The organism is Brevundimonas sp. NPDC007368, from assembly GCF_042869015.1.
Classification (GTDB): domain Bacteria; phylum Pseudomonadota; class Alphaproteobacteria; order Caulobacterales; family Caulobacteraceae; genus Brevundimonas.
Map to the genome: position 1 here is coordinate 463,642 of NZ_JBIAFA010000002.1, position 26,915 is coordinate 490,556.

Annotated in this window: 28 protein-coding genes; 6 read left to right on the forward strand and 22 right to left on the reverse strand. The window is 67.0% G+C overall.

Annotated features, from left to right (window positions below; all coding sequences use genetic code 11):
* Nucleotides 1-17: 17 nt before the first annotated feature.
* Nucleotides 18-800, forward strand: coding sequence for a 1-acyl-sn-glycerol-3-phosphate acyltransferase (locus ACFYLW_RS05915; protein WP_292082806.1), 783 nt, complete (start codon nt 18-20; stop codon nt 798-800).
* Here the strand turns inward: ACFYLW_RS05915 and ACFYLW_RS05920 are convergent.
* Genes ACFYLW_RS05920 through ACFYLW_RS05975 form a run of 12 tightly spaced genes read right to left on the reverse strand, consistent with a single transcriptional unit; the run spans nt 797 to nt 10,482 of the window.
* Nucleotides 797-1,606 (reverse strand): MetQ/NlpA family ABC transporter substrate-binding protein, encoded by an 810-nt coding sequence (locus ACFYLW_RS05920; RefSeq protein WP_312062693.1) that lies wholly within the window; start codon nt 1,604-1,606, stop codon nt 797-799. The genes ACFYLW_RS05915 and ACFYLW_RS05920 overlap by 4 nt on opposite strands.
* Before the next feature lie 19 nt (nt 1,607-1,625).
* Complete coding sequence (locus ACFYLW_RS05925) at nt 1,626-2,282, reverse strand: methionine ABC transporter permease (RefSeq protein ID WP_312062695.1); 657 nt, start codon at nt 2,280-2,282, stop codon at nt 1,626-1,628.
* Nucleotides 2,282-3,271 carry a methionine ABC transporter ATP-binding protein gene (locus tag ACFYLW_RS05930; RefSeq protein ID WP_312062697.1) on the reverse strand — a complete coding sequence of 330 codons (990 nt, stop codon included), beginning with the start codon at nt 3,269-3,271 and terminating at the stop codon, nt 2,282-2,284. Before ACFYLW_RS05930 ends, ACFYLW_RS05925 begins: the two co-directional genes overlap by 1 nt.
* Before the next feature lies 1 nt (nt 3,272).
* On the reverse strand, nt 3,273-3,671 hold the full coding sequence (locus tag ACFYLW_RS05935; protein ID WP_312062699.1) for an iron-sulfur cluster assembly accessory protein: 399 nt from the start codon (nt 3,669-3,671) through the stop codon (nt 3,273-3,275).
* Between the two features lie 10 nt (nt 3,672-3,681).
* Nucleotides 3,682-4,083, reverse strand: coding sequence for an SUF system Fe-S cluster assembly protein (locus ACFYLW_RS05940; protein WP_312062700.1), 402 nt, complete (start codon nt 4,081-4,083; stop codon nt 3,682-3,684).
* Between the two features lie 5 nt (nt 4,084-4,088).
* Entirely contained in the window at nt 4,089-5,327 is a 1,239-nt protein-coding gene (locus ACFYLW_RS05945) for a cysteine desulfurase (protein WP_312062702.1), read from the reverse strand.
* The gene (gene sufD, locus ACFYLW_RS05950) at nt 5,306-6,328 is read right to left on the reverse strand and encodes a Fe-S cluster assembly protein SufD (RefSeq protein ID WP_312062704.1); all 1,023 of its coding nucleotides are present in this window, start codon (nt 6,326-6,328) and stop codon (nt 5,306-5,308) included. Before sufD ends, ACFYLW_RS05945 begins: the two co-directional genes overlap by 22 nt.
* Entirely contained in the window at nt 6,325-7,074 is a 750-nt protein-coding gene (sufC, locus tag ACFYLW_RS05955) for a Fe-S cluster assembly ATPase SufC (protein WP_312062706.1), read from the reverse strand. Before sufC ends, sufD begins: the two co-directional genes overlap by 4 nt.
* Before the next feature lie 2 nt (nt 7,075-7,076).
* Nucleotides 7,077-7,415, reverse strand: coding sequence for a hypothetical protein (locus ACFYLW_RS05960; protein WP_312062708.1), 339 nt, complete (start codon nt 7,413-7,415; stop codon nt 7,077-7,079).
* On the reverse strand, nt 7,412-8,878 hold the full coding sequence (gene sufB / locus ACFYLW_RS05965; protein WP_313472728.1) for a Fe-S cluster assembly protein SufB: 1,467 nt from the start codon (nt 8,876-8,878) through the stop codon (nt 7,412-7,414). The genes ACFYLW_RS05960 and sufB overlap by 4 nt, the downstream gene beginning before the upstream one ends.
* A 3-nt stretch (nt 8,879-8,881) precedes the next feature.
* Nucleotides 8,882-10,018, reverse strand: coding sequence for a cysteine desulfurase family protein (locus ACFYLW_RS05970; protein WP_312062712.1), 1,137 nt, complete (start codon nt 10,016-10,018; stop codon nt 8,882-8,884).
* Nucleotides 10,015-10,482, reverse strand: coding sequence for an Rrf2 family transcriptional regulator (locus tag ACFYLW_RS05975; protein ID WP_312062714.1), 468 nt, complete (start codon nt 10,480-10,482; stop codon nt 10,015-10,017). The genes ACFYLW_RS05970 and ACFYLW_RS05975 overlap by 4 nt, the downstream gene beginning before the upstream one ends.
* Before the next feature lie 161 nt (nt 10,483-10,643).
* On the opposite strand from ACFYLW_RS05975, the gene ACFYLW_RS05980 reads away from it, so the two are divergent.
* Nucleotides 10,644-11,294, forward strand: a complete 651-nt coding sequence (locus ACFYLW_RS05980; protein ID WP_292082821.1) for an alpha/beta hydrolase — start codon at nt 10,644-10,646, stop codon at nt 11,292-11,294.
* Nucleotides 11,295-11,301: 7 nt separating this feature from the next.
* On the opposite strand, the gene ACFYLW_RS05985 is transcribed toward ACFYLW_RS05980, so the two are convergent.
* From ACFYLW_RS05985 to ACFYLW_RS05995, 3 genes are all read right to left on the reverse strand, one after another.
* Nucleotides 11,302-12,279 carry a TerC family protein gene (locus ACFYLW_RS05985; protein WP_312062752.1) on the reverse strand — a complete coding sequence of 326 codons (978 nt, stop codon included), beginning with the start codon at nt 12,277-12,279 and terminating at the stop codon, nt 11,302-11,304.
* 157 nt (nt 12,280-12,436) lie between these two features.
* Nucleotides 12,437-13,387 (reverse strand): DMT family transporter, encoded by a 951-nt coding sequence (locus ACFYLW_RS05990; RefSeq protein ID WP_312062717.1) that lies wholly within the window; start codon nt 13,385-13,387, stop codon nt 12,437-12,439.
* A gap of 5 nt (nt 13,388-13,392) precedes the next feature.
* The gene (locus ACFYLW_RS05995; RefSeq protein ID WP_312062718.1) at nt 13,393-14,535 is read right to left on the reverse strand and encodes an anhydro-N-acetylmuramic acid kinase; all 1,143 of its coding nucleotides are present in this window, start codon (nt 14,533-14,535) and stop codon (nt 13,393-13,395) included.
* Nucleotides 14,536-14,717: 182 nt separating this feature from the next.
* On the opposite strand from ACFYLW_RS05995, the gene tyrS reads away from it, so the two are divergent.
* The 3 genes from tyrS to ACFYLW_RS06010 all read left to right on the forward strand — a co-directional run bounded on the left by tyrS (nt 14,718) and on the right by ACFYLW_RS06010 (nt 17,126).
* The gene (gene tyrS, locus ACFYLW_RS06000) at nt 14,718-15,974 is read left to right on the forward strand and encodes a tyrosine--tRNA ligase (RefSeq protein ID WP_312062719.1); all 1,257 of its coding nucleotides are present in this window, start codon (nt 14,718-14,720) and stop codon (nt 15,972-15,974) included.
* Nucleotides 15,975-15,986: 12 nt separating this feature from the next.
* The gene (locus tag ACFYLW_RS06005) at nt 15,987-16,454 is read left to right on the forward strand and encodes a peroxiredoxin (RefSeq protein ID WP_312062721.1); all 468 of its coding nucleotides are present in this window, start codon (nt 15,987-15,989) and stop codon (nt 16,452-16,454) included.
* A gap of 114 nt (nt 16,455-16,568) precedes the next feature.
* On the forward strand, nt 16,569-17,126 hold the full coding sequence (locus ACFYLW_RS06010; RefSeq protein ID WP_292082826.1) for a polymer-forming cytoskeletal protein: 558 nt from the start codon (nt 16,569-16,571) through the stop codon (nt 17,124-17,126).
* Nucleotides 17,127-17,175: 49 nt separating this feature from the next.
* Here the strand turns inward: ACFYLW_RS06010 and prfB are convergent.
* The 4 genes from prfB to dapA form a co-directional block, all read right to left on the reverse strand.
* Nucleotides 17,176-18,292, reverse strand: a protein-coding gene (prfB, locus tag ACFYLW_RS06015; protein ID WP_292082827.1) for a peptide chain release factor 2 whose coding sequence is annotated in 2 segments (ribosomal slippage) — nt 17,176-18,222 and nt 18,224-18,292 — 1,116 coding nt in all. Because the reading frame shifts where the segments join, the coding sequence is not laid out codon by codon here.
* A 128-nt stretch (nt 18,293-18,420) separates the two neighbouring features.
* Nucleotides 18,421-20,805 carry a penicillin-binding protein 1A gene (locus ACFYLW_RS06020; protein WP_312062754.1) on the reverse strand — a complete coding sequence of 795 codons (2,385 nt, stop codon included), beginning with the start codon at nt 20,803-20,805 and terminating at the stop codon, nt 18,421-18,423.
* A 103-nt stretch (nt 20,806-20,908) separates the two neighbouring features.
* Nucleotides 20,909-21,376 carry an SsrA-binding protein SmpB gene (smpB, locus tag ACFYLW_RS06025; RefSeq protein WP_105563368.1) on the reverse strand — a complete coding sequence of 156 codons (468 nt, stop codon included), beginning with the start codon at nt 21,374-21,376 and terminating at the stop codon, nt 20,909-20,911.
* Nucleotides 21,376-22,260 carry a 4-hydroxy-tetrahydrodipicolinate synthase gene (dapA, locus tag ACFYLW_RS06030; protein WP_312062725.1) on the reverse strand — a complete coding sequence of 295 codons (885 nt, stop codon included), beginning with the start codon at nt 22,258-22,260 and terminating at the stop codon, nt 21,376-21,378. The genes smpB and dapA overlap by 1 nt, the downstream gene beginning before the upstream one ends.
* A 119-nt stretch (nt 22,261-22,379) precedes the next feature.
* Here dapA and ACFYLW_RS06035 point away from each other — a divergent pair, with 119 nt between their 5' ends.
* Complete coding sequence (locus ACFYLW_RS06035; RefSeq protein WP_312062727.1) at nt 22,380-24,410, forward strand: lytic transglycosylase domain-containing protein; 2,031 nt, start codon at nt 22,380-22,382, stop codon at nt 24,408-24,410.
* Here the strand turns inward: ACFYLW_RS06035 and ACFYLW_RS06040 are convergent.
* The 3 genes from ACFYLW_RS06040 to ACFYLW_RS06050 are packed head-to-tail and all read right to left on the reverse strand — an operon-like array spanning nt 24,407 to nt 26,906.
* Nucleotides 24,407-25,165: an ABC transporter ATP-binding protein gene (locus tag ACFYLW_RS06040; RefSeq protein ID WP_312062729.1), complete on the reverse strand. Its 759-nt coding sequence runs from the start codon at nt 25,163-25,165 to the stop codon at nt 24,407-24,409. The genes ACFYLW_RS06035 and ACFYLW_RS06040 overlap by 4 nt on opposite strands.
* Nucleotides 25,162-26,151, reverse strand: coding sequence for an iron ABC transporter permease (locus tag ACFYLW_RS06045; protein ID WP_312062731.1), 990 nt, complete (start codon nt 26,149-26,151; stop codon nt 25,162-25,164). The genes ACFYLW_RS06040 and ACFYLW_RS06045 overlap by 4 nt, the downstream gene beginning before the upstream one ends.
* Nucleotides 26,148-26,906 (reverse strand): ABC transporter substrate-binding protein, encoded by a 759-nt coding sequence (locus ACFYLW_RS06050; RefSeq protein ID WP_312062733.1) that lies wholly within the window; start codon nt 26,904-26,906, stop codon nt 26,148-26,150. Before ACFYLW_RS06050 ends, ACFYLW_RS06045 begins: the two co-directional genes overlap by 4 nt.
* Nucleotides 26,907-26,915: the final 9 nt, after the last annotated feature.

Here is a 26,915-nt window from a genome sequence, read left to right on the forward strand (position 1 = left end):
CGTGTCATATCGACCGGATGAGAAGCTTCACCTTCAATCTCGCCTATTGGGCCCTCTCGATCGGCTATGGTCTGACCGCAGCCTTCGCAGCCTTGGCGCCAGGTCGGCGTGCGACCACCTGGGTCATCCGCCGCTATGTGCGTCGCATGGTGCAGGCCATGGCCCTGTTCGCCGGCATTCACCTGAAGGTTCGCGGCAAGGAGCGTCTGCCGCAAGGCGCCTTCATCATCGCCTCCAAGCACCAGAGCTGGGGCGACGGCTTCGCCACCTATGATCAGTTCGACGACTTGGCCTTCGTCACCGGCGACCACCTCGAGAAATTTCCGCTGCTGGGTACGGTGCTGAGAAAACTCGGCGCCATCGTCGTCAACAGCTGCGGCGGCCACACTGCCCGCGCCGCACTCAAGGAACGCGCCGCCGACGCCCATCGTGAAGGCCGCAAGATCCTGATCTATCCTGAAGGCCACCTGGCCAAGGTCGGCGAGAAGTATCGCTACCGTTCGGGTGTCTGGCACATGTATCGCGACTTCGACATGCCGGTCGTGCCGCTGGCGACCAACCTCGGCCTGTTCTGGCCCCAGGAAGAAGCACGCAAGACACCGGGTACCGCCACGCTGGAATTCCTGGCGCCCATTCCAACCGGCCTGCCCAAGGATGAGTTCCTGGCCAGGCTGGAAGCGGCGATTGAAGGCAAGACCGCTGAACTGATCGCCGAGGCCACCGGCCAGCCGATCACCGCGGCGGTTCAGGTCGCCACGCCCAGCGAAGCCGCCACGCTCGCGACACCTGCGGCGGCCTAAGCCGCCGGGATCACCGCCCCGTCGTACTTCTTGGCGATGAAGTCCTTGACCGCCTGGCTGCGCAGCGCCGTCGCCAGGGCCTGAACGCGCGGGTCGTTCTGGTTGTCCGGGCGGGCCACCAGATAGTTCACATAGGGGCTGTCGGCCCCCTCCAGCGACAGGGCGTCGGTCTTGGGCTTCAATCCGGCGTCCAGGGCGTAGTTGGTGTTGATCACCGCCGCATCGACCTGGGGCAGGATGCGCGGGATGGTGGCGGCCTCGACCTCCTGGAACTTCAGCCCCTTGGGATTGGTCGCGATGTCACGAACGGTCTGCAGCGGATTGGTCGGATCGCGCAGGGTGATCAGGCCGGCGCCCTGCAACAGCAGCAGCGAGCGCCCGGTGTTCGAGGCGTCGTTCGGCAGCACCACCTGCGCCCCGTTCGGGATCGCCGCCAGCGTCGCATGCTTCTTGGAATAGATGCCCAGAGGCTCGACGTGGACGCCGACCACAGTGACTAGATCGGCGCCGCGCGCGATGTTGAACTCGTCCAGATAGGGCTTGGTCTGGAAGTAGTTCACATCCAACCGCTTTTCAGACAGTTGCACGTTCGGCTGAACGTAGTCGTTGAAGACCTTGATCTCGATCGGCACGCCCTCGGCGGCCAGGATCGGCTTCACGACCTCAAGGATTTCAGCGTGCGGCACGGCGGTCGCGCCGACCAGCAGAGGCGCGCCCTCACCTCCCGCCTTCTTGTCCGCGCCCTGACCGCAGGCGGTGAGCGTCAGGACAGCGACGGCGGACAGCAGCAGTGAACGGCGGATCATGGGGTAGGCTTTCGAAAAATCAGCGGTGCGAGACCTTAGCGACCAGACGGTCGCCGATCATCTGCAGAATTTGTACGAGGATCAGCAGCAGAACTACGGTCACCACCATGACGTCGGTCTGGAACCGCTGATAGCCGAAGCGCACGGCCAGATCGCCCAGTCCGCCCGCCCCCACCACGCCCGCCATGGCGGTGTAGCTGACCAGGGCGATGGCCGTGACCGTGGCCCCGGCGATGATGCCCGGCATGGCCTCGGGCAGCAGGGCCCGCGTAACGATCTGGAAGGTCGAACCGCCCATGGCCTGGGTCGCCTCGACCACGCCCTTGTCCACTTCGCGCAAGGCCGTCTCGACCAGTCGCGCATAGAAGGGCGCGGCGCCCACGACCAGCGGCGGAATGGCCCCGGCCACGCCCAGCGAGGTGCCGACCAGCAGCACTGTCACCGGCAGCATGACGATCAGCAGGATGATGAAGGGCACCGAGCGCAGCACGTTGACGATCAGCGACAGCCCGGCGTTCAGCACAGGATTGGCCGCCAGCCGACCCTTGCCCGACAGATAGAGCAGCACGCCCAGCGGCACGCCCAAAATGACGGTCAGCACCAGCGACCCGCCCAGCATCAGCAGGGTGTCGATGGTCGCGCGGCCGATCTCGGTCCAGTCTACGTTCTCGAACATCAGGCTGCCTCTACCGTAACGCCGCGCGCGGTCAGTTGCGCTACGGCCGCCTCGGCGTCGCCGCCGGTAAAGGCCACAACCAGCTGGCCATAGGGCTCGCCCCGGATACGGCTGATCCGCCCCGACAGAATGGAATAGTCCACGCCCACGGTCCGCGCGACGCGGCTCAGCTCGGGCTCATAGGTCGAGCCGCCGCGGAAGGTCAGCTTGGCCATCCGCGCGCCGACCGGCACGACCGAGGCGTCGAACGCCTCCTCGCCCTCGGCCAGCATGGCGCGGGTCACGGCGTGCTGCGGGTGCAGGAAGACGTCGGCCGTCGCGCCCTGCTCCACGATCCTGCCGTCCTTCAACACCGCCACCCGGTCGCAGACGCGGCGTACCACCTCCATCTGGTGGGTGATCAGGACGATGGTCAGGCCGAGGTCGCGGTTCAGCCCGTCCAGCAGGGTCAGGATGTCCTCGGTCGTTTCCGGGTCCAGGGCACTGGTCGCTTCGTCGCACAGCAGGACGCTGGGACCGCAGGCCAGGGCGCGGGCGATGCCGACGCGCTGCTTTTGACCGCCTGACAGCTGGGCCGGATGCTTCTTCGCGTGCTCCGCCAGACCCAGTTGCTCCAGCAACTGCGCCGTCAGCGCCTTCACCTCGGCCGCGGGCCGTCCTTCCAGCCGCAGGGGGAAGGCGACATTGTCCTCAATGGTCTTGGCGTTCAGCAGGTTGAAATGCTGGAAGATCATGCCGATGCGACGCCGCGCGGCGCGCAGCTCGGCGGGCTTCAGTGCGGTGATTTCCTGATCATCGACAAAGATGCGGCCCTCGTCGGGCGTCTCCAGCCGGTTGATGGCGCGGATCAGGGTCGACTTGCCGGCGCCCGAACGCCCGACCACGCCGAACACCTCGCCGCGCCCGATGGTCAGGTCGACGGCATCCAGCGCCGTGCGCTCGCCCGCCGCGCTGCGATAGCGCCGGGTCACCCCTTCCAGTCGGATCATGTCAGTCGGCGTCCAGAGCGGCGGCGGGGATGATGGTCACGCTCTCGCCGCAGCCGCAGGCGTCGGTCTCGTTCGGATTGCGGAAAACGAACTTGGACGCCAGCTTGGTCGTCTCGTAATCGATCTCGGAGCCGATCAGGAACAGCACGGCCTTGGGCTCGATCAGGATGGTGACGCCCTTGTCCTCGACCACCTCGTCCAGCGGTTCGATCTGCTCGGCATAGGCGAAGGTATATTCCTGCCCCGCGCAGCCGCCGTTCTTCACGCCGACGCGCAGGCCGACGTAGTCCTTTTCCGCATTGGCCATGATTTCGCGCACGCGCGTGGCGGCGGCGTCGGTCAGGATCACGGCCTTGGGCCGGGGGCGGCGCGGTCGGGCGGCGGTCTGAAGCTCGGTCATCGCTGCGTCCTCAGAACATGTTCAGGGCCAGCTTGGCCTCGTCGCTCATCTTGGAGGAGTCCCACGGCGGGTCGAACACCAGATTGGCGCGGGCGCTGCGTACCCCCTCGACCTTCATCACCGCCGCCTCGACCCAGCCCGGCATCTCGCCGGCCACGGGGCAACCCGGCGCCGTCAGCGTCATCTCGACCAGAACGTCGCGATCGTCGGACACGTCGACCTTGTAGATCAGGCCCAGCTCATAGATGTCGACCGGGATTTCCGGGTCGTACACCGTCTTCAGCGCCTCGATCAGGTCGTCGGTCAGCTTGTCCAACTCGGCCTGCGGCAGGGCGCTTTTCTGCGGCTCGTTCCAGCTGGCGGCGAAGGCGTCGCTATCGCTGATGGCGGTTTCGGTCCTGGTGTCGTCCATACTCGTCACACGAAGAAGTTCCGCGCCTTGATCAGCGCATCCACGAAGGCGTCTGTATCCTCCACGGTGTTATATAGGGCGAAGGAGGCGCGCGTGCTCGAGGTCACGCCCAGTCTTTTCGCCAGCGGTTCGGCGCAGTGCAGACCGGCCCGCACGGCGACGCCGTATCGGTCCATGATCTGGGCCACGTCATGGGCGTGCGCGCCTTCGACCGAGAAGGTTAGCAGCGCGCCCTTCCCTTCGGCCTCGCCCAGCACCCGTAGCCAGCCGGCGTCGGCCAGCCGTGCGCGGGCGTGATCATAGAGCGCCATCTCGTGCGCGGCCACGGCCTGGCGATCAAAGCCCGACAGCCATTCCAGCGCCGCGCCCAGACCAATGGCCTCCAGGATCGGCGGCGTGCCGGCTTCGAAGCGATGCGGCGGCGCCGCATAGGTGATGCGGTCCTTCTCGACCGTCTGGATCATCTCGCCCCCGCCCTGATAGGGGGGCAGGCTCTCCAGAGCCTCGGTCGTGCCATAGAGGGCGCCGACACCGGTCGGGCCATACAGCTTGTGGCCGGTGATGACGTACCAGTCGCAGCCGACGGCCTGAACGTCCGGCGTGGCGTGGACCGCGCCCTGACAGCCGTCGATCAGCACCCGTGCGCCTGCCGCATGGGCCAGGCGGGTGATCTCGGTGATCGGGTTGATGGTCCCCAGGACGTTCGACATGTGGGTGACGGCCACGACCTTGGTCCGCGGCCCCAGCAGTGCGGCGAAGGCTTCCATGTCCAGCGAGCCGTCGTTCTTGATCGGCGCCCATTTCAGCACCGCGCCCTTGCGCTCGCGCAGCAGGTGCCATGGCACGATGTTGGAGTGGTGCTCCATCTCGCTGACGATGATCTCGTCGCCGGGTTCAATGCTCAGGCCGACGCCGTTGGCGACCAGATTGATCGCCTCGGTCCCGCCCTTGGTCCAGACGATGTTCTCGCCCGAGGGCGCGTTCAGGAAGCGGGCGACGATCTCGCGCGCCGCCTCGAACGCCTCGGTCGCCTCGTTCGACAGGGTGTGCAGGCCGCGATGAACGTTGGCATAGCTGCCCTCCATCGACGCCACCAGGGCGTCGATCACCGCGCGCGGCTTCTGCGCCGAAGCGGCGTTGTCCAGATAGACCAGAGGCTTGCCGTTCACCTGTCGCGACAGGATCGGGAACTGCGCCCGCGCGGCGTAGGGATCAAAACTGTTCACAGGCGAGCCGTCAGCCATGCGCGCACAACCTCCTTGGCGGCCTCGTCCTCGATCCGATCCACGACCTCGAACAGGAAGGCCTGGACCAGCAGGGCGCGGGCCTCGTCGGCCGGAATGCCGCGCTGCTGCATGTAGAAGAGCGCGCTCTCGTCCAGCGTCCCGACCGTATTGCCGTGCGCGCACTGCACGTCGTCGGCATAGATGATGAGCTCGGGCTTGGCGTCGATCTCGCCGCGCTCGGATGCGATCAGGGCGTTGTGGGCCATGCGGGCGTCGGTGCCGTCGGCCCCGCGCTCGACGATGATCTTGCCCTGAAACACACCGCGCGCCGTGTCGTGGACGACGCCCTTGGTCAGTTGGCTGGTCGTGCCGTTCGCGGCCAGATGATCGACCACGCTTGTCAGGTCGGCGTGGCGCGAACCCTTGAGCAAATAGAGACCGTCCAGACGCGCATCGGCGCCGTCGGCCCCGTGGCTCAGTTGCGTCTCGATGCGCTGCAGCTTGGCGCCGGTCGTGACGATGGTCTGGCGATAGCGACCGCCGGCCTCCAGCCGCACCTCGGCGTTGGTCACCGAAATGGCGTCCTCGGGCTCCTCGATCAGGACGACGCGCGTGACCTCGGCGTCGCGGGCGACGTCGATCTCGACCTTGTTGTGGGCGACATAGGCCGAGCCCTTGCCCTCGTGCGTCTCCAGCAGCAGCAACCGCGCGCCGGTCCGGGCCGCGATGCGCGCCCCCGCCGTGTGGCCGGTGCCGACCGCGTCCGACAGGAAGCGCAGACGCAGGGTCTGCACGCCCGAGGCGATGAAGTCGGTGACGCCGACCGGACGGCCATTGGCGAAGACGATGGCCTCGCCGCCCAGGTCGTAAAACGGCCCAGGCGCGCCGACCAGCGCCGTGCCCGACGGTTCAGGTGCTTCGCGAAGCCAACGCTTCAGGTCGCTGTATTTCCACGCTTCCGTGCGCCGCGAGGGAAAGGTCTCGGCGTTCGTCAGGTCGATTTGCGGCGCCGCGCTCATGCCGCGGTCGGCAGGAACTTGTCGTATCCTTCCGCCTCTAGCTTCAGCGCCAGTTCAGGCCCGCCCGAGGCGACGATGCGGCCGGCGGCCAGCACGTGCACCTTGTCCGGTTTGATGTAATCCAGCAGGCGCTGATAATGGGTGATGACCAGCATGGACCGGTCGGCGCGACGCAGGGCGTTCACCCCTTCCGACACGATGCGCAGGGCGTCGATGTCGAGGCCGGAGTCCGTCTCGTCCAAGATCAGCAGCGACGGCTCCAGCAGGGCCATCTGCAGGATCTCCATCCGCTTCTTCTCGCCGCCGGAGAAGCCGACGTTCAGCGGCCGCTTCAGCATGTCGAAGTCCATCTTCAACGCCTGCGACGCCGCCTTGACCTGCTTCAGGAAGGCGGGGGCTGAGACCTCTTCCTCGCCGCGCGCGCGCTTCTGGGCGTTCAGCGCCGTGCGGATGAAGGTCATGGCCGGCACGCCGGGGATCTCCATCGGATACTGGAAGGACAGGAAGACGCCCGCCGCCGCGCGCTCGGCCGGGTCCAGGCCCAGCAGGTCCTGACCATTCCACGAGGCGGAACCGTCCGTGACCTCATAGCCGGGACGCCCCGACAGGCTGTAGCCCAGGGTCGACTTGCCGGCCCCGTTCGGCCCCATGACGGCATGGACTTCGCCCGCCGGCACTTCGAGCGTCAGGCCCTTGAGGATCGGCTTGTCAGCGACCGAGACGTGGAGGTTGTTGATGGAAAGCATGATCAGTGGGAAGCCTTCATGTGCGGGGCATCACCAGCCTCGCAAAGATAACGGATTTGATGCGGTGCCAGAACTACATTGGCGTTCATCCACCTATGACCGGGATGGTCTATCTCAAGCCAGAGAAGCTCCGGATCGCCGTCAGCGGCCCCAACGATCACAAGCTTGGTTCCCGGTTGAAGCGAGATGGGTTCGAGTTGATCGTCGAAATGCTGGAGCACCAACTCGACCGGCGTGACCACGGAGTACATGCGAACCGGCTTGCCATCCGCATCTTCGCTGGCCCCGTCAAACCACATCGGCTTGAAAACGCGCCGGGCGAAGTCTTCTATGGTGCTCACCCCACGCTCCCCTCAAGGCTGATCGCCACCAGCTTCTGCGCCTCGACGGCGAATTCCATCGGCAGCTTCTGCATGACGTCGCGGACAAAGCCGTTGACCAGCAGGGCCACCGCCTCTTCCTCCGAAAGGCCGCGCTGCTGGGCGTAGAAGAGCTGGTCTGCCGACAGGCGGGTCGTCGTCGCCTCGTGCTCCAACTGGGCCGAGCCGTTGCGAGCCTCGATATAGGGAATGGTGTGCGAGCCGCACTCCTTGCCGATCAACAGGCTGTCGCACTGGGTGAAGTTACGCACGCCCGTGGCCTTGGGATGCACCGAGACCAGACCGCGATAGGTCGAGTCCGACTTGCCCGCCGACACCGCCTTGGCGATGATCCGCGACTTCGAGTTCTTGCCCAGGTGGATCATCTTGGTGCCGGTGTCGGCCTGCTGATGTCCATTGGTGATGGCGATGGAATAGAATTCGCCCGAGCTTTCCTCGCCCTTCAGGATGCAGGACGGGTATTTCCAGGTGACGGCCGAGCCGGTCTCGACCTGGGTCCAGCTGACCTTCGAGCGGTCGCCGCGGCAGTCGGCGCGCTTGGTCACGAAGTTGTAGATGCCGCCCTTACCCTCGGCGTCGCCGGGGTACCAATTCTGAACCGTCGAGTATTTCACTTCGGCGTCGTCCAGGGCCACAATCTCCACGACCGCCGCGTGCAACTGGTTCTCGTCGCGCATCGGCGCGGTGCAGCCTTCCAGATAGGAAACGTAGCTGCCCTTGTCGGCGATGATCAGGGTCCGCTCGAACTGGCCGGTCTGGCTGGCGTTGATGCGGAAATAGGTCGACAGCTCCATCGGGCATTTCACGCCCGGCGGGATGTAGACGAACGACCCATCCGAAAAGACCGCGCTGTTCAGGGCTGCAAAGTAGTTGTCCGACACCGGCACGACCGATCCCAGATATTGCCGAACCAGATCAGGATATTCGCGCAAGGCCTCGGAAATCGGCATGAAAATCACGCCGACCTTGGCCAGTTCCTCCTTGAAGGTGGTCACGACCGAGACGCTGTCAAACACGGCGTCCACGGCGACCTTGGGTGCGCCCTGCACGCCCGCCAGGACCTCCTGCTCCTTCAGCGGGATGCCCAGCTTCTTGTAGACCTCCAGAATCTCGGGATCGACCTCGTCCAGCGACTTCGGTCCCTCCTTCTGTTTCGGCGCGGCGTAGTAGTAGAGGTCCTGATAGTCGACGGGCTCGTATTTCACCGCCGCCCAGGTCGGCTCATCCATCGCCAGCCAGCGCTCATAGGCGGCCAGACGCCATTCCAGCATCCATTCCGGCTCGCCCTTCTTCTCGGAGATGAACCGGACGATGTCGGCGCTCAGGCCCTTCGGCGCGAACTCCTGCTCGATGTCCGAAGTGAAGCCGTGCGCATACTTCTCCAGCGCGGCGACAGCTTCGACGGTTTCCTTAACAGCAGCCATGACTTACGCGACTTCCTTCACGCGCTCAGACAGGCGCGCTTGATGCTTGTTCCAGGCCGTGACCCAGGCCTCGGCGAACCGGTCCCAGTCGCCCTGCGTCGTGCCCCAGCCGCCGGAGACGCGCACGCCCCCAGTCGCCAGAGAATCCAGGCCCATGGCGCTGATCGTCTTGGACGGCTTGACCTTGCCCGACGAACAGGCCGAGCCGGCCGAGACCATGACCCCGACCAGATCGAGCGTGATCAACTGCTGCGGGCTGTCCCAGCCCTCGACCGCCATGAAGAGGGTGTTGGGCAGGCGGGGAACCGCGCCGCCGATGATGGTGGCGCCCGCCGCCTTGACCTTGGCTTCCGCCGTATCGCGCCAAACCACATGCGCCATCGCTTGGTCCAGATCGCGGGCCGCGCAATCGGCGGCGGCGCCGAAGCCGGTGATGCCCGGCACGTTCTCGGTCCCGGCGCGCAGGCCGCGCTCCTGACCCGCGCCATGCAGGATACGCACGGCGGCGACGCCTTCCTTGAGCACCAGAGCGCCCACGCCCTGCGGCCCGCCCAGCTTGTGCGCCGACAGGGTCAGGCTGTCCGCGTCCAGCGTCCGCATATCGACCGGAATCTTGCCCGCCGACTGGATGGCGTCGACGTGCAGCCAGGCTCCCGCCACGCGGACCAGAGCCGCCGCCTCGGCGATGGGCTGGATCACGCCGCTTTCATTGTTCGCGTGATGGATGGCGACCACGGCGCGGCCCGGACGCGCCAGCGCCCCGGCCAGCCAGGCCAGATCGACCACGCCGTTTTCGTCGATCGGCAGGACCTCGACCGGTGCGCCTGTCGCCGTCGCCGCCTCGGCCACGCAAGGATGTTCGGTCGCGCCGACGATCAACCGCTCGCAGCCCGCCGCCAGAGCGCTGACAATGGCCTGGGCGTTGGATTCCGTGCCGCCGGACGAGAAAACCACGGCGGTCGGATCAGCCCCCACCAGCTCCGCCACCTGCGCCCGCGCTGTCTCGACGCGCGCCCGCGCCCGGCGTCCGGCGGCGTGAACTGCCGACGGATTGCCGTTGTCGGCCAGGGCCTTGGCCATGATTTCCAGCACTTCGGGACGGACCAGACCCGAAGCGTTGTAGTCCAGATAGACGCTCATGCCGCCACCTCCATGCCGGCGCCGGCCGGCACGCCCAGGCGCGCTGGACCCGTGCGGTGCTGTATGACGTCCTCCAGACTGACGCTGGCGAGATAGCGATGAATTTCCTGGCCCAGGTCTTCCCACAGGTGGTGGGTGATGCAGCGCTCGCCCTTGATCATGCAGCCCTTGGGCGACCCGGCGCCGACGCAGCGCGTGGCGCGAATGGGCTCGTCGACGGCCAGAACGATCTCGGCCACGGCGGTCTCGCAGGCCTCGCGCGCCAGGCGATAGCCGCCGCCGGGACCGCGCACGCTCTTGACCAGCCCGCTTTTGCGCAGGCGTGCGAACAACTGCTCCAGATAGCTGAGAGAGATTTCCTGGCGCGTCGCGATCTCGGCCAGGGACACCGCGCGATCCGCGCCGTTCTTAGCCAGATCAGCCATCGCCATTACGGCGTATCGTCCCTTTGTCGACAGTCGCATGGAATGCCCTCAAAAATTTCACGCTTTTCGGGGCTCATGTGCTAGAACCCGCGCCCTCGCAGACAAGTGCGCCACGCCGAGCGGACTTAGAAAGTCCTACTGCGTTGGTCAAGTATTGTCCGCCCGCGAAACGACAGTTGAAGACAGGATTCCGCTGATCCATGCCTGAAGTCATTCTTCCCGGCGCCTCGGGCCGTATCGAAGGCCGCTATTCGCCCGGCAAGCGCCCCAATGCGCCGATCGCCCTCATCCTGCACCCGCACCCCAAGGCGGGCGGGCATATGAACAACCCGGTGGCGGTGACCCTGCACCAGTTGTTCGTGCAGCGCGGCTTCGCCACCCTACGCTACAACTCGCGCGGCGTCGGCAAGTCGCAGGGTGAGTTCGACAGCGGCATCGGCGAACTGGCCGACGCGGCCACGGCCCTGGACTGGCTGCAGGCCAACAACCCCGCCGCAACGCAAACCTGGGTCGCCGGCTATCAGTTCGGCGCCTACATCGGCATGCAACTGCTGATGCGCCGGCCCGAGACGGACGGCTTCATCTCGGTGTCGCCACCCTCGAACATGTACGACTTCAGCTTCCTGGCCCCCTGCCCGGCGTCGGGCCTGTTCCTGCACGGCACCGCCGACACCGTGGTGCCGCCGGTCGAGGTCGAGCGCGTGGTCAACAAGCTGCGCACCCAGAAGGGCATCGTCATCGACTACGAACTGGAAGAAGGCGCGAGCCACTTCTGGCAGGACCATATCGACGCCGTCGATCGCCGCGTCGGCGCCTATCTGGACAAGCGACTGGCCGAGAACCCGGCCTGATCGGACTTCATGTGTCGACCCGGGTTTCGGCCCGGGTCTTCCACATCGACCACAGGATACCCGCGGCCAGGATGGCGGCCGTCACGCCGAGCGAGATCGCCGGCGGAAATTTCTCCAGTCCCATCAGCGGCGCGGCGATGACCTTCCCCCCGATGAAGACCAGCAGGATCGCCAGCGCCTGCTTGAGGTAGGCGAAGCGGTGGATCACCGCCGCCAGCGCGAAGTACAACGCCCTCAGCCCCAGAATGGCGAAGATGTTGGACGTGTAGACGATGTAGGGGTCCGTCGTGATGGCGAAGATCGCCGGCACCGAGTCCACAGCGAAGATCACGTCCGCAAACTCGATGGTCACCAGGGCCAGGAACAGCGGCGTGGCGTGCCAGATCATCCGCCCGGCGGAGTTCTTCTCATGTACGAAGAACCGCGAGCCGTGCAGCTGATCCGTCACTGGCATGTGACGCCTCAGCCAATTTACCAGACCTTGCCCGGTGGCTGCTTCCTCGGTGGGGCTGGTGGCCATCATCCTCCCGCCGGTGAAGATCAGGAAGCCGGCGAAAACAAAGAGCACCCACTCGTAGCGACTGATCAGAGCCGCCCCTGCCGCGATCATCACCGCTCTCAGCACGATGACGCCCAGCACGCCCCAGAACAGGACGCGGTGCTGATGCAGGCGCGGGATGCCGAAGGCGCTGAAAATCATGGCGATGACAAAGACATTGTCCATCGCCAGGCTCTTTTCGATGGCGTAGCCGGTCAGATAGTCCAGCCCGCTGTCCGTCCCCAGCCGCACCCAGACCCAGATCCCGAACAGCAGGGCGACCGCAATATAGAAAGCCGAGAGCAACAGGCTCTCCCGCACGCCGATCTCGTGCGCCTTGCGATGCAGGACGCCCAGATCGAAGGCCAGCAGGGCGACCACGACCACCAGAAAGCCCGCCCACATCCAGGCGGGCTTGCCCATCCATTCGACCGTCAGGAACTCCATCACCACCTCTGGACCGTTCACACCGCCGACGCCCCGAACAGACGACCGGCGCGGCCCGACATCACGACCATCATCTCCCACAGGGTCGCCAGAGGGGCCCGGTCCGCTGACAAGGCAACGCGGAAATGGCGAGGTCGTTCAGCCGCCCGGCTGCGACCTAGTGTTCCCCTTCCGCCGCAGCGACCGCCGCCGGACGGTGAGCGCGCACGCACCAAACGACGCTTATCGCCATCAGGATCATGGCCACGATCTCGATAATGGTCGGTCCACGCCCCTCCCACAGGAAGCCGTAGAGGAAGGCGAACAGGGTCTCGGACACGATCATCTGGCCCAGCATGGTCAGCGGCAGAAGACGGCTGGCCTGATTCCAGAAGGCGTTGCCGATGATGGAGGCGAAGACGGCGACGCTCAAGCTGACGCCGAGGAAGCGCACCCAGGCCTCGCCGGACCAGACGCCCATGGTCAGAACCGCCGGAACGGCCAGCAGCAGGGCGAACCCGCCCGTCACCACCCCGGTCAGCAGCGACCAGTCATGCGGCGAGACTTCCGGCAGTCGCCCCATCCAGCGGCTATTGCCGACCGCAAAGGCCGACCAGGACAGCAGGGCGGCTAGAGCACAGACCAGACCGATCAGTGTCTGAACCCCGTCATGGCCCGCGTTGCCGGTCTGGCTCAGAGATTCCCAGCCGATCAGACCGACCGCCAGCGCCGCGACCGCGATGGGCGGCGCCACACGCGCCAGCGGCGGCGAATCCTTGTCATTCAGCCCCCACAAAGCGACCACGACCGGCACCATGCCGACGATCAGGGCTGAGGCCCCGACGCCTGTGAAATGGACGCTGACCACCAGGAAGACGAAATAGATGATGTTGCCGGCTAGGCTCAGCCAGGCCAGCGCCCGCCACGCCTTCCAGTCCAGCGCGGCGGTCACCCGCCGCCAGCGCGGCGCGATCAGCAGGGCCGCGATCAGGCCATAGGCGAGATAGCGCCCCGCCGTCAGCATCATGGGCGAGGCTTGGGGCGCCACCTTGGGCGCCAGGAAGACCAGCCCCCACAGGGCGCCGGCCGCCATGCCGCTGGCGACGCCCCAGACGCGCCGGGACTGCATCAGGCTCACTGGTCGCCCGGCTCCACGATGCGGCCGCCGGTCATCGGTTCAGCCACGCCGGTTGTGCCGGGGAAGCTGATCGGCAGGCGCAGCAGGCAGCGAGCGGCGAGGAAGGCGAAGGCTTCGGCCTCGATCGAGTCCCCACGCCAACCCTCGTCCTCGGCGGTCGTGACCGGCACGCCCGCCCGTTCGCGGATCGCCGCCAGCAGGACTGGATTATGCCGCCCGCCGCCGCAGGCCACGACCTTGGTCGGCCGTTCAGAGCAGCGCGCCACGCCGAGCGCCGCGGCCTCTGCGGCAAAGGCCGTCAGCGTCGCCGCCGCGTCTTCCAGCGACAGGCCTGCGACGGGGTCCAGCGAGAAATCGAACCGGTCCAGCGACTTCGGCCCCGTCGCCGCGAAATAGGGATGGGCCAGATAGGCGTCCAGCACAGCTTGATCGACCGTTCCCGCCGCCGCCAGCCTGCCGCCTTCATCCATGCGCTTCTTGCCGCGCGACTGGACCAGCAGATCTACCATGCCGTTGGCCGGGCCGGTGTCGAAGGCTTCCAGCTCGCCGTCGGCGCGGACCAGGGTGATGTTGCCGACCCCGCCCAGGTTCAGCACGGCGACCGGCCCGCTCAGACCCGCCTTCTTCACCAGGGCCGCGTGATAGACCGGGGCCAGCGGCGCCCCCTGCCCGCCCGCCGCCACATCGGCGCTGCGGAAATCATAGGCGGTGCGCACGCCCAGGCCCTCGGCCACGCTGAGGGCGTCGATCAACTGCACCGTGCGGCCCGGCAGTTCCGGCGTCGGCGCCTCGTGCAGAACCGTCTGGCCATGCACACCGACCAGGTCCAGCGAACTAGCCTTGACCCCGTTCACCGCCATGAAGCCGAGCGCCGCCGCCAGATGGGCGTCGGCCACCGCCATGCGGGCGTCTTCAAAGCTGTCGGGCTCTTCTTCGTCACGCTCCCAGTCCAGGGCGTCCTCGATGGCGTCCTCGACGATGGCGCGCGTTTCCGTGTCCAGCTTCATCTCGCCGGCCGGGCCGAAGCTGATGATGTTTTCGCCGTCGGTTTCGATCACCGCCATGTCCACGGCGTCGAGCGAGGTGCCGGTCATGAAACCGAGCACGCGGAGGGTCTTTGTCGAGGAGGAGGTCGTCATGGCGGGTTGACTGCCACGTCACGCACGCCGTAGCTAGCGCCCATGATCGCCGTCCGCGCCATTTCCGGCCTGTATTACCGTTCGCTGAGCTAGCGAGCGGCCGCGATCTCGTGCCGCCTTCGCTGGCGGTGCGACTTCCCGAAAGGAAGACGGCCGCCGGCATCCCTGCTACGGAGCCGTCCATGACCGACCAAGCCTTCAAGTCCGACTTCCTCAAGACCCTGCAATCGCGCGGCTACATCCACCAGGTGACCCACCCGGTGGAGCTGGACGAGGCCGCCTCGAACGGGATCGTGACGGCCTATATCGGCTTCGACGCCACGGCGCCGTCGCTGCACGTCGGCAGCCTGATCCAGATCATGATGCTGCGCCGCCTGCAGCAGGCCGGACACAAGCCCGTCGTCCTGATGGGCGGCGGCACCACCAAGGTCGGCGACCCGACCGGCAAGGACGCCTCGCGCCCGCAACTGACCGACGAGACGATCCAGGCCAACATCGCCTCGATCAAGACCGTGTTCGAGAAGTTCCTGACCTTTGGCGACGGCCCGTCCGACGCCGTCATGGTCGACAACGACGAATGGCTGTCGAAGTTCGGCTACGTCGAGTTCCTGCGCGACTACGGCACGCATTTCACGGTCAACCGGATGCTGAGCTTCGACTCAGTCAAGCTTCGCCTTGAGCGCGAGCAGCCGATGACCTTCCTCGAGTTCAACTACATGCTGATGCAGTCGGTGGACTTCCTGGAGCTGAATCGCTCGCTGAACGTGACGCTGCAGATGGGCGGCTCGGACCAGTGGGGCAACATCACCTCGGGCGTCGATCTGGTGCGTCGCGTGGACCAGAAATCCTCCTTCGGCCTGACCACGCCGCTGCTGACCACGGCCTCGGGCGGCAAGATGGGCAAGACGGCCCAGGGCGCCATCTGGCTGAACGCCGAGCAACTCGGCCCCTACGACTACTGGCAGTTCTGGCGCAACGCCGAGGACGCCGACGTCGGTCGCTTCATGCGCCTGTTCACCGACCTGCCGCTGGACCAGATCGCGCTTTACGAGGCCATGGAAGGCGCCGGCATCAACGAGGCCAAGAAGGCCCTGGCCGACGCCGCCACCTCCATGCTGCACGGCTCGGAAGCCGCCCAGGCCGCCCGCGCCGCTGCTGAGGCCGCCTTCGAGAAGGGCCAGCTCTCGGCCGACCTGCCGACGGTCGAACTGCCGAAGGATGAGGTGATCGGCGCCATGATCGCCGCCGTCGTGACCAAGGCCGGTCTGACCGCGTCCAACGGCGAGGCGCGTCGCCTGGCCCAGGGCGGCGGCTTGCGGCTGAACGATGAAGCCATCGCCGATGGCGCGCGGCTGATCGAAGACGCCGACGTCAACGCCGATGGCGTGCTGAAGCTGGCAGCCGGCAAGAAGAAGATCGTGCTGGTCAAGCCGGTCTAAGGAGCAAAGAGGATGACCGACATAACCGAAGGCCAGGCCGCCCCCGCGTTCGATCTCGCCACCGATGGCTGCGGCCGCGTCACGCTGGACGGGCTGAAAGGCCAGTCGGTCGTCCTCTACTTCTATCCCAAGGCCGACACACCCGGCTGCACGACGGAAGGCCTGGACTTCTCGGCTCTGGCCGAACAATTCGCGGCGGTGAACGCCGTTGTCATCGGCGTCTCGCGGGATGCGGTGAAGAAGCTGGACCGCTTCAAGGCCAAGCATGACCTCAAGGTTGCGCTGGCCTCCGACGAGGACGGCGTGGTCTGCGAGGCCTATGGCACGTGGATCATGAAGAAGCTCTATGGCCGGGAATACATGGGCGTCGAACGCGCCACCTTCCTGATCGACGGCGCGGGCGTGGTTCGCCGCGTCTGGCGCAGCGTCAAGGTCAAGGGCCACGCGGAGCAGGTGCTGGAAGCGGCCCAGAAACTCTGATCGACGGAATGCGCTGAGGCCAAGCTTGCCTCTCTCGCCGACCTGATCCTAACTGCCCGCCAAGGGGCTACAGTAGGATTAGGCCGGCCTTGCTGGCGAGATGCGGAGCGCACCATGTTCAACAAGAGCAAACCCTTCGACAACGGCCCGTCCAGCGGCTTGGGCATCCCGCCCGCGCCTGAGCCGACGCCCGCCGCCACGCCCTCGCCAGCCGCTGCGCCGCGCGCGCCTGAGCCTTCGCGCCCAGCGGCTTCGCGCTCGTCCAGCCTGTCGACCCTGTCGGCTGGCGTGAAATACGAGGGCAATATCTCGGGCGCCGGCGAGCTTCAGGTCGACGGCTCGCTGAAGGGCGACATCCGCGTCGTGCGCGTGACCATCGGCGAAGGCGGCTCGGTCGAGGGCACTGTCCACGCTGATATTCTGGAAGTGCGCGGTCGCGTCTCGGGCGCCATTGTCGCCAAGCAGGTCAAGCTGTTCGCTACCGCTCGCATCGAGGGCGACATCACCCAGGAGCAGCTTTCGATCGAGCAAGGCGCCTGGTTCCAGGGTCGCTGCACCCAGGCCAAGCGCGACACGCCGGGCGCCAATATGCTGGATGCGCCGACGCCGGTTGAAAAGCCCGCCGCCGCCAACGCCAAGACGGACAAGGTCGAGGCCAAGCCCGCCGCCTGATCCGGCGCTACGCGCAAGTGAAAAGGGGCGGCCTGCCGGCCGCCCCTTTTTAGTTCCCGTCGCGGGTCTCGCCGACTCGGGCCGCCAGGGCTGCGCCCATGAACTGGTCCAGATCGCCGTCCAGAACCCCCTGCGTGTCCGAGGTCTCGACCTCGGTGCGCAGGTCCTTGACCATCTGATAGGGCTGTAGGACGTAGGATCGGATCTGGTGACCCCAGCCGATGTCGGTCTTGGCGTCAGCCAGGGCCTGGGCGGCCGCCTCACGCTTCTGCAGTTCCAGCTCGTACAGGCGGGCGCGCAGCATCTTCCACGCCATGTCGCGGTTCTGGTGCTGAGAACGTCCGGCCTGACAAGCCACGACGGTATTGGTCGGAACGTGGGTCAGGCGAACGGCCGAGTCCGTCTTGTTGATGTGCTGACCGCCGGCGCCGGACGCGCGATAGGTATCGGTGCGCACGTCGGACGGGTTGATGTCGATCTCGATGGTGTCGTCCACGACCGGCGACACGCCGATCGAGGCGAAGCTGGTGTGCCGCTTGGCTGCCGCGTCATAGGGGCTGATGCGGACCAGACGGTGCACGCCCGACTCCGACTTCAGCCAGCCATAGGCGTTGGGGCCCTCGATCAGGACGGTGGCCGACTTGACCCCGGCCTGTTCGCCCTCTTCATGGGCCTCGATCGTGACCTCATAGCCGTGGGCCTTGGCCCAGCGCGTGTACATGCGCAGCAGCATGCCCGCCCAGTCGTTGGACTCCGTGCCGCCGGCGCCGGAGTTCACTTCCAGATAGGCGTCGTTGCCGTCGGCCTCGCCGGACAGCAGGGCTTCCAGCTCGGCGCGGGCGGCGCGATCCTTGACGCCGCGCAGTTGTTCACGGGCGTCTTCGAGGGTGGCTTCATCGCCTTCCTCATCGGCCATATCGGCCAGCATGACGCCTTCTTCCAGATCAGTCTCCAGCGCACGGACGCTGTTGATCTGGGCTTCCAGACGCGAGCGATCGCGGCTGACAGCCTGAGCCTGTTCCGGGTTGTCCCACAGGGTCGGATCCTCGACCCGTGCATTCAGCTCATCGAGCTTTCTTAGAGCGACATCCCAGTCAAAGTCGCCTCCTGAGCAGAGCGACGCTCTGCTCGATGTCGGCCTTCATGGCCTCGACATCCGGTCTCATCGCAAACTCCTGCGAACGAACGCCTTCCCTCAAGCAGGGCCGCATCGCGTGCGGACCGATGGGGAAAGCAACGAAATAAACGGCGCGCCTGCGGACAGGCGCGCCGGTTGGTGGGTCTAACTAGAGCCTCAGTAGAGTCCGCTCAAGTCCTCTGCCGGCTGCTTCTTCGGCGGCGGGGGCGCGACGGCTGCGGGCGGCGGCGTCGCCGGGGCTTGCGCAGCCTCCTGTTCGCGGCGGATCACGTCGTAATAGTTCTGCGGTCCGACCGGCTGAACGGGGCGCGGCGCCTCTTCGCGAATCTGACGCTCGGTGCCGGGACGGAAGGCTTCCTCAATGCCGTTGACCGTGCGGAAGACGGCGTTCTTGGGTCGGACGAAGGGCCGCGCCGGCCGTTCCTTCAGGGCGACCTGCATGAAGTCGGTGAAGATCGGCACGGCGGTCGCCGCCCCGGCCTCGCCGCCGCCCAGCGAGCGGTTGTCGTCGAAGCCGACGAAGACGCCGACCACGATGTCGCTGGAGAAGCCGACGAACCAGGCCGAACGATATTCGTTGGTGGTGCCGGTCTTGCCGCCGACCCAGGGACCCAGTCCGCGCGCGCTGGCGCCAGTACCGCGCTGGATGACGCCTTCCAGCATGGAGCTGACCTGATAGGCGGTGATCGGGTCGATGACCTGCGTCCCGCGATCAGGCAGGCGCGGCGATTCCTGGCCGCTAAAGCCGCGGCTGCAGTCGCGGCACTGACGACGGTCGGCCCGGTGAATGGTCTGACCGTTCCGATCCTGCACCATTTCGATCAGATAGGGATCGACCCGGCGACCGCCATTGACGAAGGCGGCGTAGGCGGCGGTGATGCGATAGGGCGTCGTCTCCCCCGCCCCCAGCGACATCGCCAGGTTCGGCGACATATCATCGACCACGCCCATCTTCTTGGACAGGTCGACGATGTTCTTCATGCCGACCGCCTGGGCCAGGCGCACGGTCATCACGTTGCGCGACAGCTCCAGACCGCGACGCAGGGTCTGCGGGCCATAATACTGACGGCTATAGTTCTCGGGCGTCCAGCGGCCGCCGTTGGCGCCGCCGGGGAAGCTGATCGGCGCATCCAGGACGATCGAGGCCGGCGTGAAGTCCCCCTCCAGCGCCGCCGCATAGACAAAGGGCTTGTAGGCCGATCCCGGCTGACGACGGGCCTGGGTCGCGCGGTTGAAGCTGGACAATGCGTAGGAATAGCCCCCGACCATAGCCAGGACGCGACCGGACTGGGGCTCGATGGCCACCAGGGCGCCGTTCACCGCCGGCACCTGCTTCAGGGCGAACTGGCCGCCGCGCGGTTCGACGAAGATCAGATCGCCGCGCTTTAACGGTCTATTGGCGTTGGCCCAGGCGGCGTCGGAAACGATCAGCGAGCCCGTTCGGTCGTCCTTCGCCGTGCGGACGCGAACATTGTTGCCGACGACGTTTTCGACAGCGGCGGCCTGCCAAGTGCGGCGCTCGGGCGGCGTGTTCTTCTTCAGCGCCTCGGCCTGCCAGCCTTCGGCGAAGTCGGTCGTGCCCCAAGCGCCGCGCCAGCCATGACGACGGTCATAATTCTCGAGCCCATTCATCAAGGCTTCGCGTGCGGCGGACTGCAGCTGCGGGTCCAGCGTCGTGCGCATGTAGTAGCCGCCGCGGTTGACCTCTTCCTGCCCGAACAGACCGATGGCGCGGCGGCGGGCTTCCTCGACGAAGAAGTCTGCGTCGGCGTATTCGGCGCGGCGTGGTGCGGCGCGGGTATTCAGCGGACGGGCCAGGGCGGCGACCAGCTCCTCCTGGGTCAGCCACCTGTTGTCGGCCATCTCGCCCAGAACCCAGTCGCGCCGGCCCTTGGCGGCCTCAGGGTGGCGTTTCGGATTATAGTTGTTCGGACCTTTGGGCAGGGCCGCAAGGAAGGCCGCCTCGTCCGGCGTCAGCTGATTCAGCGACTTGCCGAAATAGTTATAGGCGGCCGAAGCCACACCATAGGAGCGATAACCGAGATAGATTTCGTTCAGGTACAGTTCGAGGATCTGTTCCTTGGTCAGCGTCGCTTCCAGGCGGCTGGAGAGGATGGCTTCTTTCAGCTTGCGGTTCAGGCTGGATTCGTTGGTCAGCAGGACGTTCTTGGCCACCTGCTGGGTGATGGTCGAACCGCCTTCAAGCCGCCGCCCAGACAGGACGTTGAAGACATTCTTGAACATGGCCCGGCCGATGCCGGACACGTCGATGCCGCCGTGCTGGAAGAAGTGGCTGTCTTCGGCCGCCAGGAAGGCATGGATCACCTGTTCCGGCACCTGTTCATAGGTGACGTAGATGCGCCGCTCGTCCGAGAACTCGCCGATCAGGGTGCCGTCGCCGGCGAAGACGCGCGTCGCTGTCGCCGGACGGTAATCCGCCAGTTCCGACGCATCGGGCATGTCGTGAAGGACCCAGGCCGCATAGATGGCCACGACCAGCCCGGCCACGGCTATGCCCGCCAGCAAGGCGACGCCCGCCATCACGAACCAGCGTTCGGCTATCTTCACCGTGAACTCCGCAAGACGCGCCCCAGGAATTGTCGTTTATCGCGCGTCGGCCGCGCCGCAAAGCGGAACCGCAAACTCAGCCCTTGTCGCGCAGCAGGCGAGCCTTGTCGCGCTGCCAGTCGCGTTCGGCCGAGGCTTCGCGCTTGTCATGCAGCTTCTTGCCCTTGGCCAGGGCGATCTCGAGCTTGGCCTTGCCCTTTTCGTTCAGATACAGGCGCACCGGAATGATGGTCCGCCCATCGCGCTGAACGGCGCCAATCAGCTTGTCGATCTGCTTGCGGTGCAGCAGCAGCTTCCGGTGGCGGCGCGGCTCGTGGTTGAACCGGTTGGCTTGCTTGTAGGGCGGAATGTCCGAGTTGATCAGAACGATCTCGCGCCCCTCCACCGCTGCATAGCTTTCAGCGATATTGGCCCGACCGTCGCGCAGCGCCTTGATCTCGGTGCCCAGCAGCTGGATCCCGGCCTCGATGTAATCCTCAAGGAAGTAGTCGAAGCGCGCGCGCCGGTTCTCGGCGATCACCTTCTTGGGCGCATCAGCAGCCATCAGGCGACTCCGGCCTCCGCCATGGCTCGATCAATGACGGGCTTCACGGCGTCACGGGTCAGGGACAGCGGCAGGCGGACCTCTTCGCTGCACAGGCCCAGCTTGGCCAGGGCGTACTTGGCCGGGGACGGCGAATTATCGAGGAACAACCCTTTGTGCAGGTCGATCAGACGGTCCTGCCAGGCCCGCGCCATGGCGAAGTCGCCGGCCGCGACCGCGTCATACATGGCCACCATGGCTTCCGGCGCGACGTTGGACGTAACCGAGATCACGCCCACGCCGCCGCTCGCGGCATAGCCCAGCCACGTGGTGTCATCGCCGCTGATCAGGTCGAACGGCCCATCGATATGGCGGCGCATCCAGCTGACCCGCGATATGTCGCCTGTGGCGTCCTTGATGCCGACGATGTTCGGATTTTTCGCCAGATGAGCGACCGCCTCGTTGGACAGATCGACGCCACAACGGCTGGGCACGTTGTACAGGACCATGGGGATCTGCACGGCGTCGGAGATCGCCTCGAAGTGGGCGATCATGCCTTCCTGTGAAGGCTTGTTGTAATAGGGCGTCACCACCAGGGTCGCGTCAGCGCCGACCTCCTTGGCGCAAGCCGACAGCTCGATGGCCTCATGGGTGGCGTTCGATCCAGCGCCGGCGATCACGCGCACGCGACCGGCCGCGATCTGGACGCACTGCTCGATGACACGCTTGTGCTCGTCCATCCTCAGGGTAGCGCTCTCGCCGGTCGTTCCGACCGGGACGACGCCGTGGACGCCAGCGGCGATCTGACGTTCCAGGAGTTTTTCAAAAGCCCCTTCGTCCACGTTTCCGTCACGAAGAGGTGTGATCAAGGCGGTGATCACGCCCTTGAACAAGGGGGCGGTCATTGAAACAAGTTACCTGCGCGGTGTTTCGGGCGGCGGCGTGCCGCCCTTTTGAAGAGGCAGGGAGCGTAGGTTGCTCGCCGCTCGGCCGCAACCAGTGATGAATGAGGATCAGACATCTGATGATCGCGACGACCGTGGCCGCCGCTTTGGCGATTCTGACTCCGCCAACCCAGGACGTGCTGAACAGCACGCCAGCGCCTTACGCCTCCAGCCAGAATGGCGTCATCAGCGGCCAGGACATGGCCTTGTTCCAGCAAGGCCTGGCCTCGGCTCGCGCCCGCGACGTGATCGGCACGCAGTCGATCATGAGCCGCATTTCCGATCCCACGGCGAAGAAGCTGGTCGAATGGGCTCTGGTCGACACCTCGGATAAGCAGCTTTCCTACACCGACCTGGCCCGGGCCCAGACCGACCTCGCCAACTGGCCGCGGGGTGATTCGCGGCGGGCCGCGGGCGAACGCGCGCTGAACCTGGCCAACGCCTCGCCCGACGCGGTCATCGCCTTCTTCAACGGCTCCGAGCCCACGACCGCCGAGGGCGCCATCGCCCTGGCTGGCGCACTGGAGCAAAAGGGGCAGCGCCGAGAAGCCCAGGCCTTGATCCGCGACTGGTGGCGCAATCGCTCCTTCGAGGAAGCGCAACAATCCGTCATCGCCAACCGCTGGGGCGGATGGTTCAATACCGACGACCACGTCGCGCGCCTGAACATGCTGTTGCTTGGCCCGCACGGGCCGGCGACCCGCGCCATGACCGCCATGGTGCCCTCCGACCGCCAGGCCGTCGCCAGCGCCGCCATGGCCTTGCGCACCGCCTATTCGCCCGACGCCCTCGTCGCGGGCCTCAGCCCCGCCGTCGCCAACGACCCGGCCGTGGTGCTGGAGCGCGTCCGCCTGCTGCGCTCGGCTGGTCGTCAGTCCGAGGCCTTCCCACTCCTGTCCGCCCTGCCGGCCGCGCCCTCGCACAAGGAAGGCCAGGACACGCTGTGGAGCGAGCGCCGCAACTACTTCCTGGACGCTCTTCAACAGGGCAATGCCCGCGCCGCTTACGCCGCCATGAACGGCCACGGCTTCCCGTCAGGCGAGCGCAAGGTGGACGCCGAGTTCTTCGCCGGCTGGGTCGCCCTGACCAAGCTGAACGATCCGGCCGCCGCCGCCCAGCATTTCGAGATTCTGCGCAACAGTTCCTCAACCCCGATCACCCAGGGCCGCGCGCTCTACTGGCTGGGCCGCGCCGCCGAGGCCCGCGGCGACCGCGCGGGCGCGCAAGCCTGGTACAAGGCGGGCGCCGAGCACTGGCAGACCTTCTACGGCCAACTCGCCGCTGAAAAGGCGGGGATCACCACCCTGACCCTGCCGGGCGAGCCCGCCCCGACGCCCGAGGACGTCAACCGCTTCGAGGGCAATGAGGTCGTGCGCGCCACCCGCATCCTGGGCGCGGCGGGCGAAAAGACCCTGCTGCGGGTCTTCGCCTATCACCTCGACGACACCCTTCCCTCGCCCTACGACCTGACCCAGTTGTTCGACCTGATGCAGGGTTACGGCGACCAGTTCGGCTCCATGATGGTCGGTCGCGCCGCCAGCCAGCGCGGCTTCGTCATGCCCGAGCGCATGTATCCCGTTCGAATGCCGCCCCAGACCTCGGGCGCCGCGCCGCTGGAGTTTACCCTGGCCATCACCCGTCAGGAATCCAGCTTCGACCCCCTGGCCCGCTCGCACGCCGACGCGCGCGGCATGATGCAGCTTCTGCCGGCCACCGGTCAGGGCGTCGCCCGTCGTATGGGCATCGGCTACTCGGCGGAACAACTGTGGGACCCCGACGCCAACATGCGCCTAGGCAGCTATCACCTCGGCGAGCTGATCAACAACTTCGGCGGTTCGCCGCTTCTGGCCACGGTCGGCTACAACGCCGGTCCCGCCCGCCCACCGCAGTGGGTGGCCCGTTGCGGCGACCCGCGCAGCAATCAGGTCGACCCCATCGACTTCATCGAATGCGCTCCCTTCACCGAGACGCGCAACTACATGATGCGGGTGATGGAGAACATGCAGGTCTATCGCGCCCGCCTGAACGGCGGTTCCGCCCCGCTGACGCCCTCCGCCGACCTGGCGCGCGGCACGCCGCCCAATAGCGGCCCGCGCGCTTACCAGCCTTAAGCCAAGCGACGGGCCGCCAGCAGCGGCCCGTCCGGCGCCCCGATCCAGACCCCGTCCAGATGGAAGGCCGCACGCAGCACCGCTGGCGACAGCGCCTCGACCGGCGCCGCATCCGCGACCACCCGTCCCGCCTCCAGCACCACCACGCGATCCGCGATCCGCGCCGCCAGCGTCAGGTCGTGCAGGCTGACCAGCACCCCTCCGCCCGCATCGGCCCGCGCCCGCAGACGCTCCAGCACCAGAAGCTGAGCATCGGGATCCAGCCCGGCGATCGGCTCGTCGGCCAGCAGCAGCGGCGCCTGAACCACCAGGGCCCGAGCCAGCAGGACTTGCGCCCGCTCGCCGCCCGACATCTCAGCCACTCCGCGTTCGGCCAGATGCCCAGCCCCGATTTCGTCCAGCGCCGCGCGCGCCCGTTCGAGCGCCGCATCCCCCGACAGGAAAGGCGCGCCCAGCGCCGCCACCTCAAGGGCCGGCAGATTCCAGGCGATATGCCGTTCCTGCGGCAGATAGGCCGCCCGCGCCGCGCGCTCCCGCTCGGATAGCCGGCGCACATCTTCACCGCCCAGCTTGGCCACGCCGGCTTGCAAGGGCGTCAGGCCCAGGCCCGCCCGAATGGCGCTGGACTTGCCCGCCCCGTTCGGGCCGCACAGGGCCACCAGTTCGCCTGCCGCCACCGACAGGCTGACCCCGTTCAGCACCGTCGCCGCACCCATGCGCGCAACAACGCCGTCCAGTTCCAGCAAGGCGCTCACAGCCGCCACTCCCGCGCCGCGCGCCATGCGATCAGGGCGAACAGCGGGGCCCCGACCAGGGCCGTGAACACGCCCAGCTTCAGTTCCTGATCCGTCGGCGTCAGCCGCGCCGCCAGATCAGCCAGCACCAGCATCAGTCCGCCCGTCAGAGCCGAGGGCAGCAGCAGCCGTCCCGGATCGCCGCGCACGGCCGCCCGCACCAGATGCGGCGCCGCGAGACCGACGAAACCGATCACCCCGGCGACGGCCACCGCCGCCCCCGCCGCGACCGCCGAGGCGATCAGGGCCAGAACCCGCATTCGCCCCATCGACAGGCCCGACGCCCGCGCCGCCTCCTCGCCGAGCGTCAGCATCCGCAGCCCCGGCAAGGCCCCCGCCGCAAAGACGGCGGCCACAGCCAGCGCCGGCGCCACCCAGGCCACGTCGATCCAGCTGCGGTTCTGCACCGAGCCCAGCAGCCAGTTCATCACCTCGGCCGAGGCGATCGGCGACGGCGACAGGTTGAAGATCAGAGCCGTCAGGGCGCCCGCAAAACTCGACAGCGCCACCCCGAACAGGATCAGCGCCTCAGGCGCTCGCACCCTGGCGGCGATGGCGACCAGCAGCAGCCCCGCCAGCGCCGCGCCGATCAGGGCCGCGCCCTCGACCAGTCCGGGAATGGCCGCCGCCCCCAGCACGATGGCCCCCGCCGCGCCCAGCGCCGCCGTGGCCGACACGCCCAGCACGCCCGGGTCCGCCAACGGGTTCCGCAGCAGGCCTTGCAGCACCGCCCCCGCCAGTCCCAGCGCCGCCCCGACCATCAGGGCGCAGACCGCGCGCGGGGCCCGCACCTGCCACAGCACCTCGCCCGGCCCCGACGCAGGGTCGGCCAGGGCCTGCCCATACTGAGCGGCCGACAGCGTCGTCTCTCCCAGCAACACCGCCCCGACCAATGCCAGCAGGGCGGCCGCCGACAATCCTAGGTTCAGGCCCAAATGTCTGTTCATCGCGCGGCCTCCGCCAGCAAAGCCGCCGCGTCAGCCGCGAACCAGGCGGGGCAGCTCAGCGTCGCGGCCGGCAAATCAGCCACCGTTCGTCCCTTGGCCGCGCGCGCCACCACTGGATGCCGTCCCGGTCCACGCCAGTCCGCCCGCCATTGCTGGAAGAAGCCCCGCACGAACAGGACCGGCGGGCTCAGGGCGATCTTCTCGATCCCCAGCGGCTGATAGCCCGATCCGGTCACGCCGTTGCGGAACCCCGCCGCCTTCAAGATGGCGTCGATCAGCGACCCCGATCCGGTGGTATAGCCGCCGGGCGTGACATAGACGGCCTCTCGGCCCCGCCCCGCGCCCGCCGCCTGGACCAGTCGCCGATCCATTTGGGCGATCAGGGCCGCACCGCGCGCTTCCTGTCCCAAGCCGTGCGAGACAACCTTCAGGTTTTCGCGAACGCCGTCCATGTCGGTCGCGTCATTGATGGCCAGCACACGCGTCCCGCGCTTTTCCAGAGCCGCCAGAAGGCGCGGCTCGCCGCCCCAGTAGCGGACCACCGCGTCGGGCTGAAAGCCTATGGCCGCCTCCAGCGTCGGGCGAACCCGAGGCCGCCCGCGCGCCGCCTGCCGCATCCATGAATCCGGGTCATCCGCCCGCGACGACAGGGCCAGCTCAGCCTCGGGCGCCAGGGCCAGAACATACTGATCCGCGCACTGGTCCAGCGACAGCACCCGCAACGGCCGCGCCTCCGCGACACCGGGCAGCAACATCACCAGTCC

What these genes read in the sequence shown, in the direction of transcription:
- ACFYLW_RS05915 (WP_292082806.1), top strand. Translation starts at nt 18, where the DNA reads ATGAGAAGCTTCACCTTCAATCTCGCCTATTGGGCCCTCTCGATCGGC.
- ACFYLW_RS05920 (WP_312062693.1), bottom strand. Translation starts at nt 1,606, where the DNA reads ATGATCCGCCGTTCACTGCTGCTGTCCGCCGTCGCTGTCCTGACGCTC.
- ACFYLW_RS05925 (WP_312062695.1), bottom strand. Translation starts at nt 2,282, where the DNA reads ATGTTCGAGAACGTAGACTGGACCGAGATCGGCCGCGCGACCATCGAC.
- ACFYLW_RS05930 (WP_312062697.1), bottom strand. Translation starts at nt 3,271, where the DNA reads ATGATCCGACTGGAAGGGGTGACCCGGCGCTATCGCAGCGCGGCGGGC.
- ACFYLW_RS05935 (WP_312062699.1), bottom strand. Translation starts at nt 3,671, where the DNA reads ATGACCGAGCTTCAGACCGCCGCCCGACCGCGCCGCCCCCGGCCCAAG.
- ACFYLW_RS05940 (WP_312062700.1), bottom strand. Translation starts at nt 4,083, where the DNA reads ATGGACGACACCAGGACCGAAACCGCCATCAGCGATAGCGACGCCTTC.
- ACFYLW_RS05945 (WP_312062702.1), bottom strand. Translation starts at nt 5,327, where the DNA reads ATGGCTGACGGCTCGCCTGTGAACAGTTTTGATCCCTACGCCGCGCGG.
- sufD (WP_312062704.1), bottom strand. Translation starts at nt 6,328, where the DNA reads ATGAGCGCGGCGCCGCAAATCGACCTGACGAACGCCGAGACCTTTCCC.
- sufC (WP_312062706.1), bottom strand. Translation starts at nt 7,074, where the DNA reads ATGCTTTCCATCAACAACCTCCACGTCTCGGTCGCTGACAAGCCGATC.
- sufB (WP_313472728.1), bottom strand. Translation starts at nt 8,878, where the DNA reads ATGGCTGCTGTTAAGGAAACCGTCGAAGCTGTCGCCGCGCTGGAGAAG.
- ACFYLW_RS05970 (WP_312062712.1), bottom strand. Translation starts at nt 10,018, where the DNA reads ATGAGCGTCTATCTGGACTACAACGCTTCGGGTCTGGTCCGTCCCGAA.
- ACFYLW_RS05975 (WP_312062714.1), bottom strand. Translation starts at nt 10,482, where the DNA reads ATGCGACTGTCGACAAAGGGACGATACGCCGTAATGGCGATGGCTGAT.
- ACFYLW_RS05980 (WP_292082821.1), top strand. Translation starts at nt 10,644, where the DNA reads ATGCCTGAAGTCATTCTTCCCGGCGCCTCGGGCCGTATCGAAGGCCGC.
- ACFYLW_RS05985 (WP_312062752.1), bottom strand. Translation starts at nt 12,279, where the DNA reads ATGGAGTTCCTGACGGTCGAATGGATGGGCAAGCCCGCCTGGATGTGG.
- ACFYLW_RS05990 (WP_312062717.1), bottom strand. Translation starts at nt 13,387, where the DNA reads ATGCAGTCCCGGCGCGTCTGGGGCGTCGCCAGCGGCATGGCGGCCGGC.
- ACFYLW_RS05995 (WP_312062718.1), bottom strand. Translation starts at nt 14,535, where the DNA reads ATGACGACCTCCTCCTCGACAAAGACCCTCCGCGTGCTCGGTTTCATG.
- tyrS (WP_312062719.1), top strand. Translation starts at nt 14,718, where the DNA reads ATGACCGACCAAGCCTTCAAGTCCGACTTCCTCAAGACCCTGCAATCG.
- ACFYLW_RS06005 (WP_312062721.1), top strand. Translation starts at nt 15,987, where the DNA reads ATGACCGACATAACCGAAGGCCAGGCCGCCCCCGCGTTCGATCTCGCC.
- ACFYLW_RS06010 (WP_292082826.1), top strand. Translation starts at nt 16,569, where the DNA reads ATGTTCAACAAGAGCAAACCCTTCGACAACGGCCCGTCCAGCGGCTTG.
- ACFYLW_RS06020 (WP_312062754.1), bottom strand. Translation starts at nt 20,805, where the DNA reads ATGGCGGGCGTCGCCTTGCTGGCGGGCATAGCCGTGGCCGGGCTGGTC.
- smpB (WP_105563368.1), bottom strand. Translation starts at nt 21,376, where the DNA reads ATGGCTGCTGATGCGCCCAAGAAGGTGATCGCCGAGAACCGGCGCGCG.
- dapA (WP_312062725.1), bottom strand. Translation starts at nt 22,260, where the DNA reads ATGACCGCCCCCTTGTTCAAGGGCGTGATCACCGCCTTGATCACACCT.
- ACFYLW_RS06035 (WP_312062727.1), top strand. Translation starts at nt 22,380, where the DNA reads ATGATCGCGACGACCGTGGCCGCCGCTTTGGCGATTCTGACTCCGCCA.
- ACFYLW_RS06045 (WP_312062731.1), bottom strand. Translation starts at nt 26,151, where the DNA reads ATGAACAGACATTTGGGCCTGAACCTAGGATTGTCGGCGGCCGCCCTG.
- ACFYLW_RS06050 (WP_312062733.1), bottom strand. Translation starts at nt 26,906, where the DNA reads ATGTTGCTGCCCGGTGTCGCGGAGGCGCGGCCGTTGCGGGTGCTGTCG.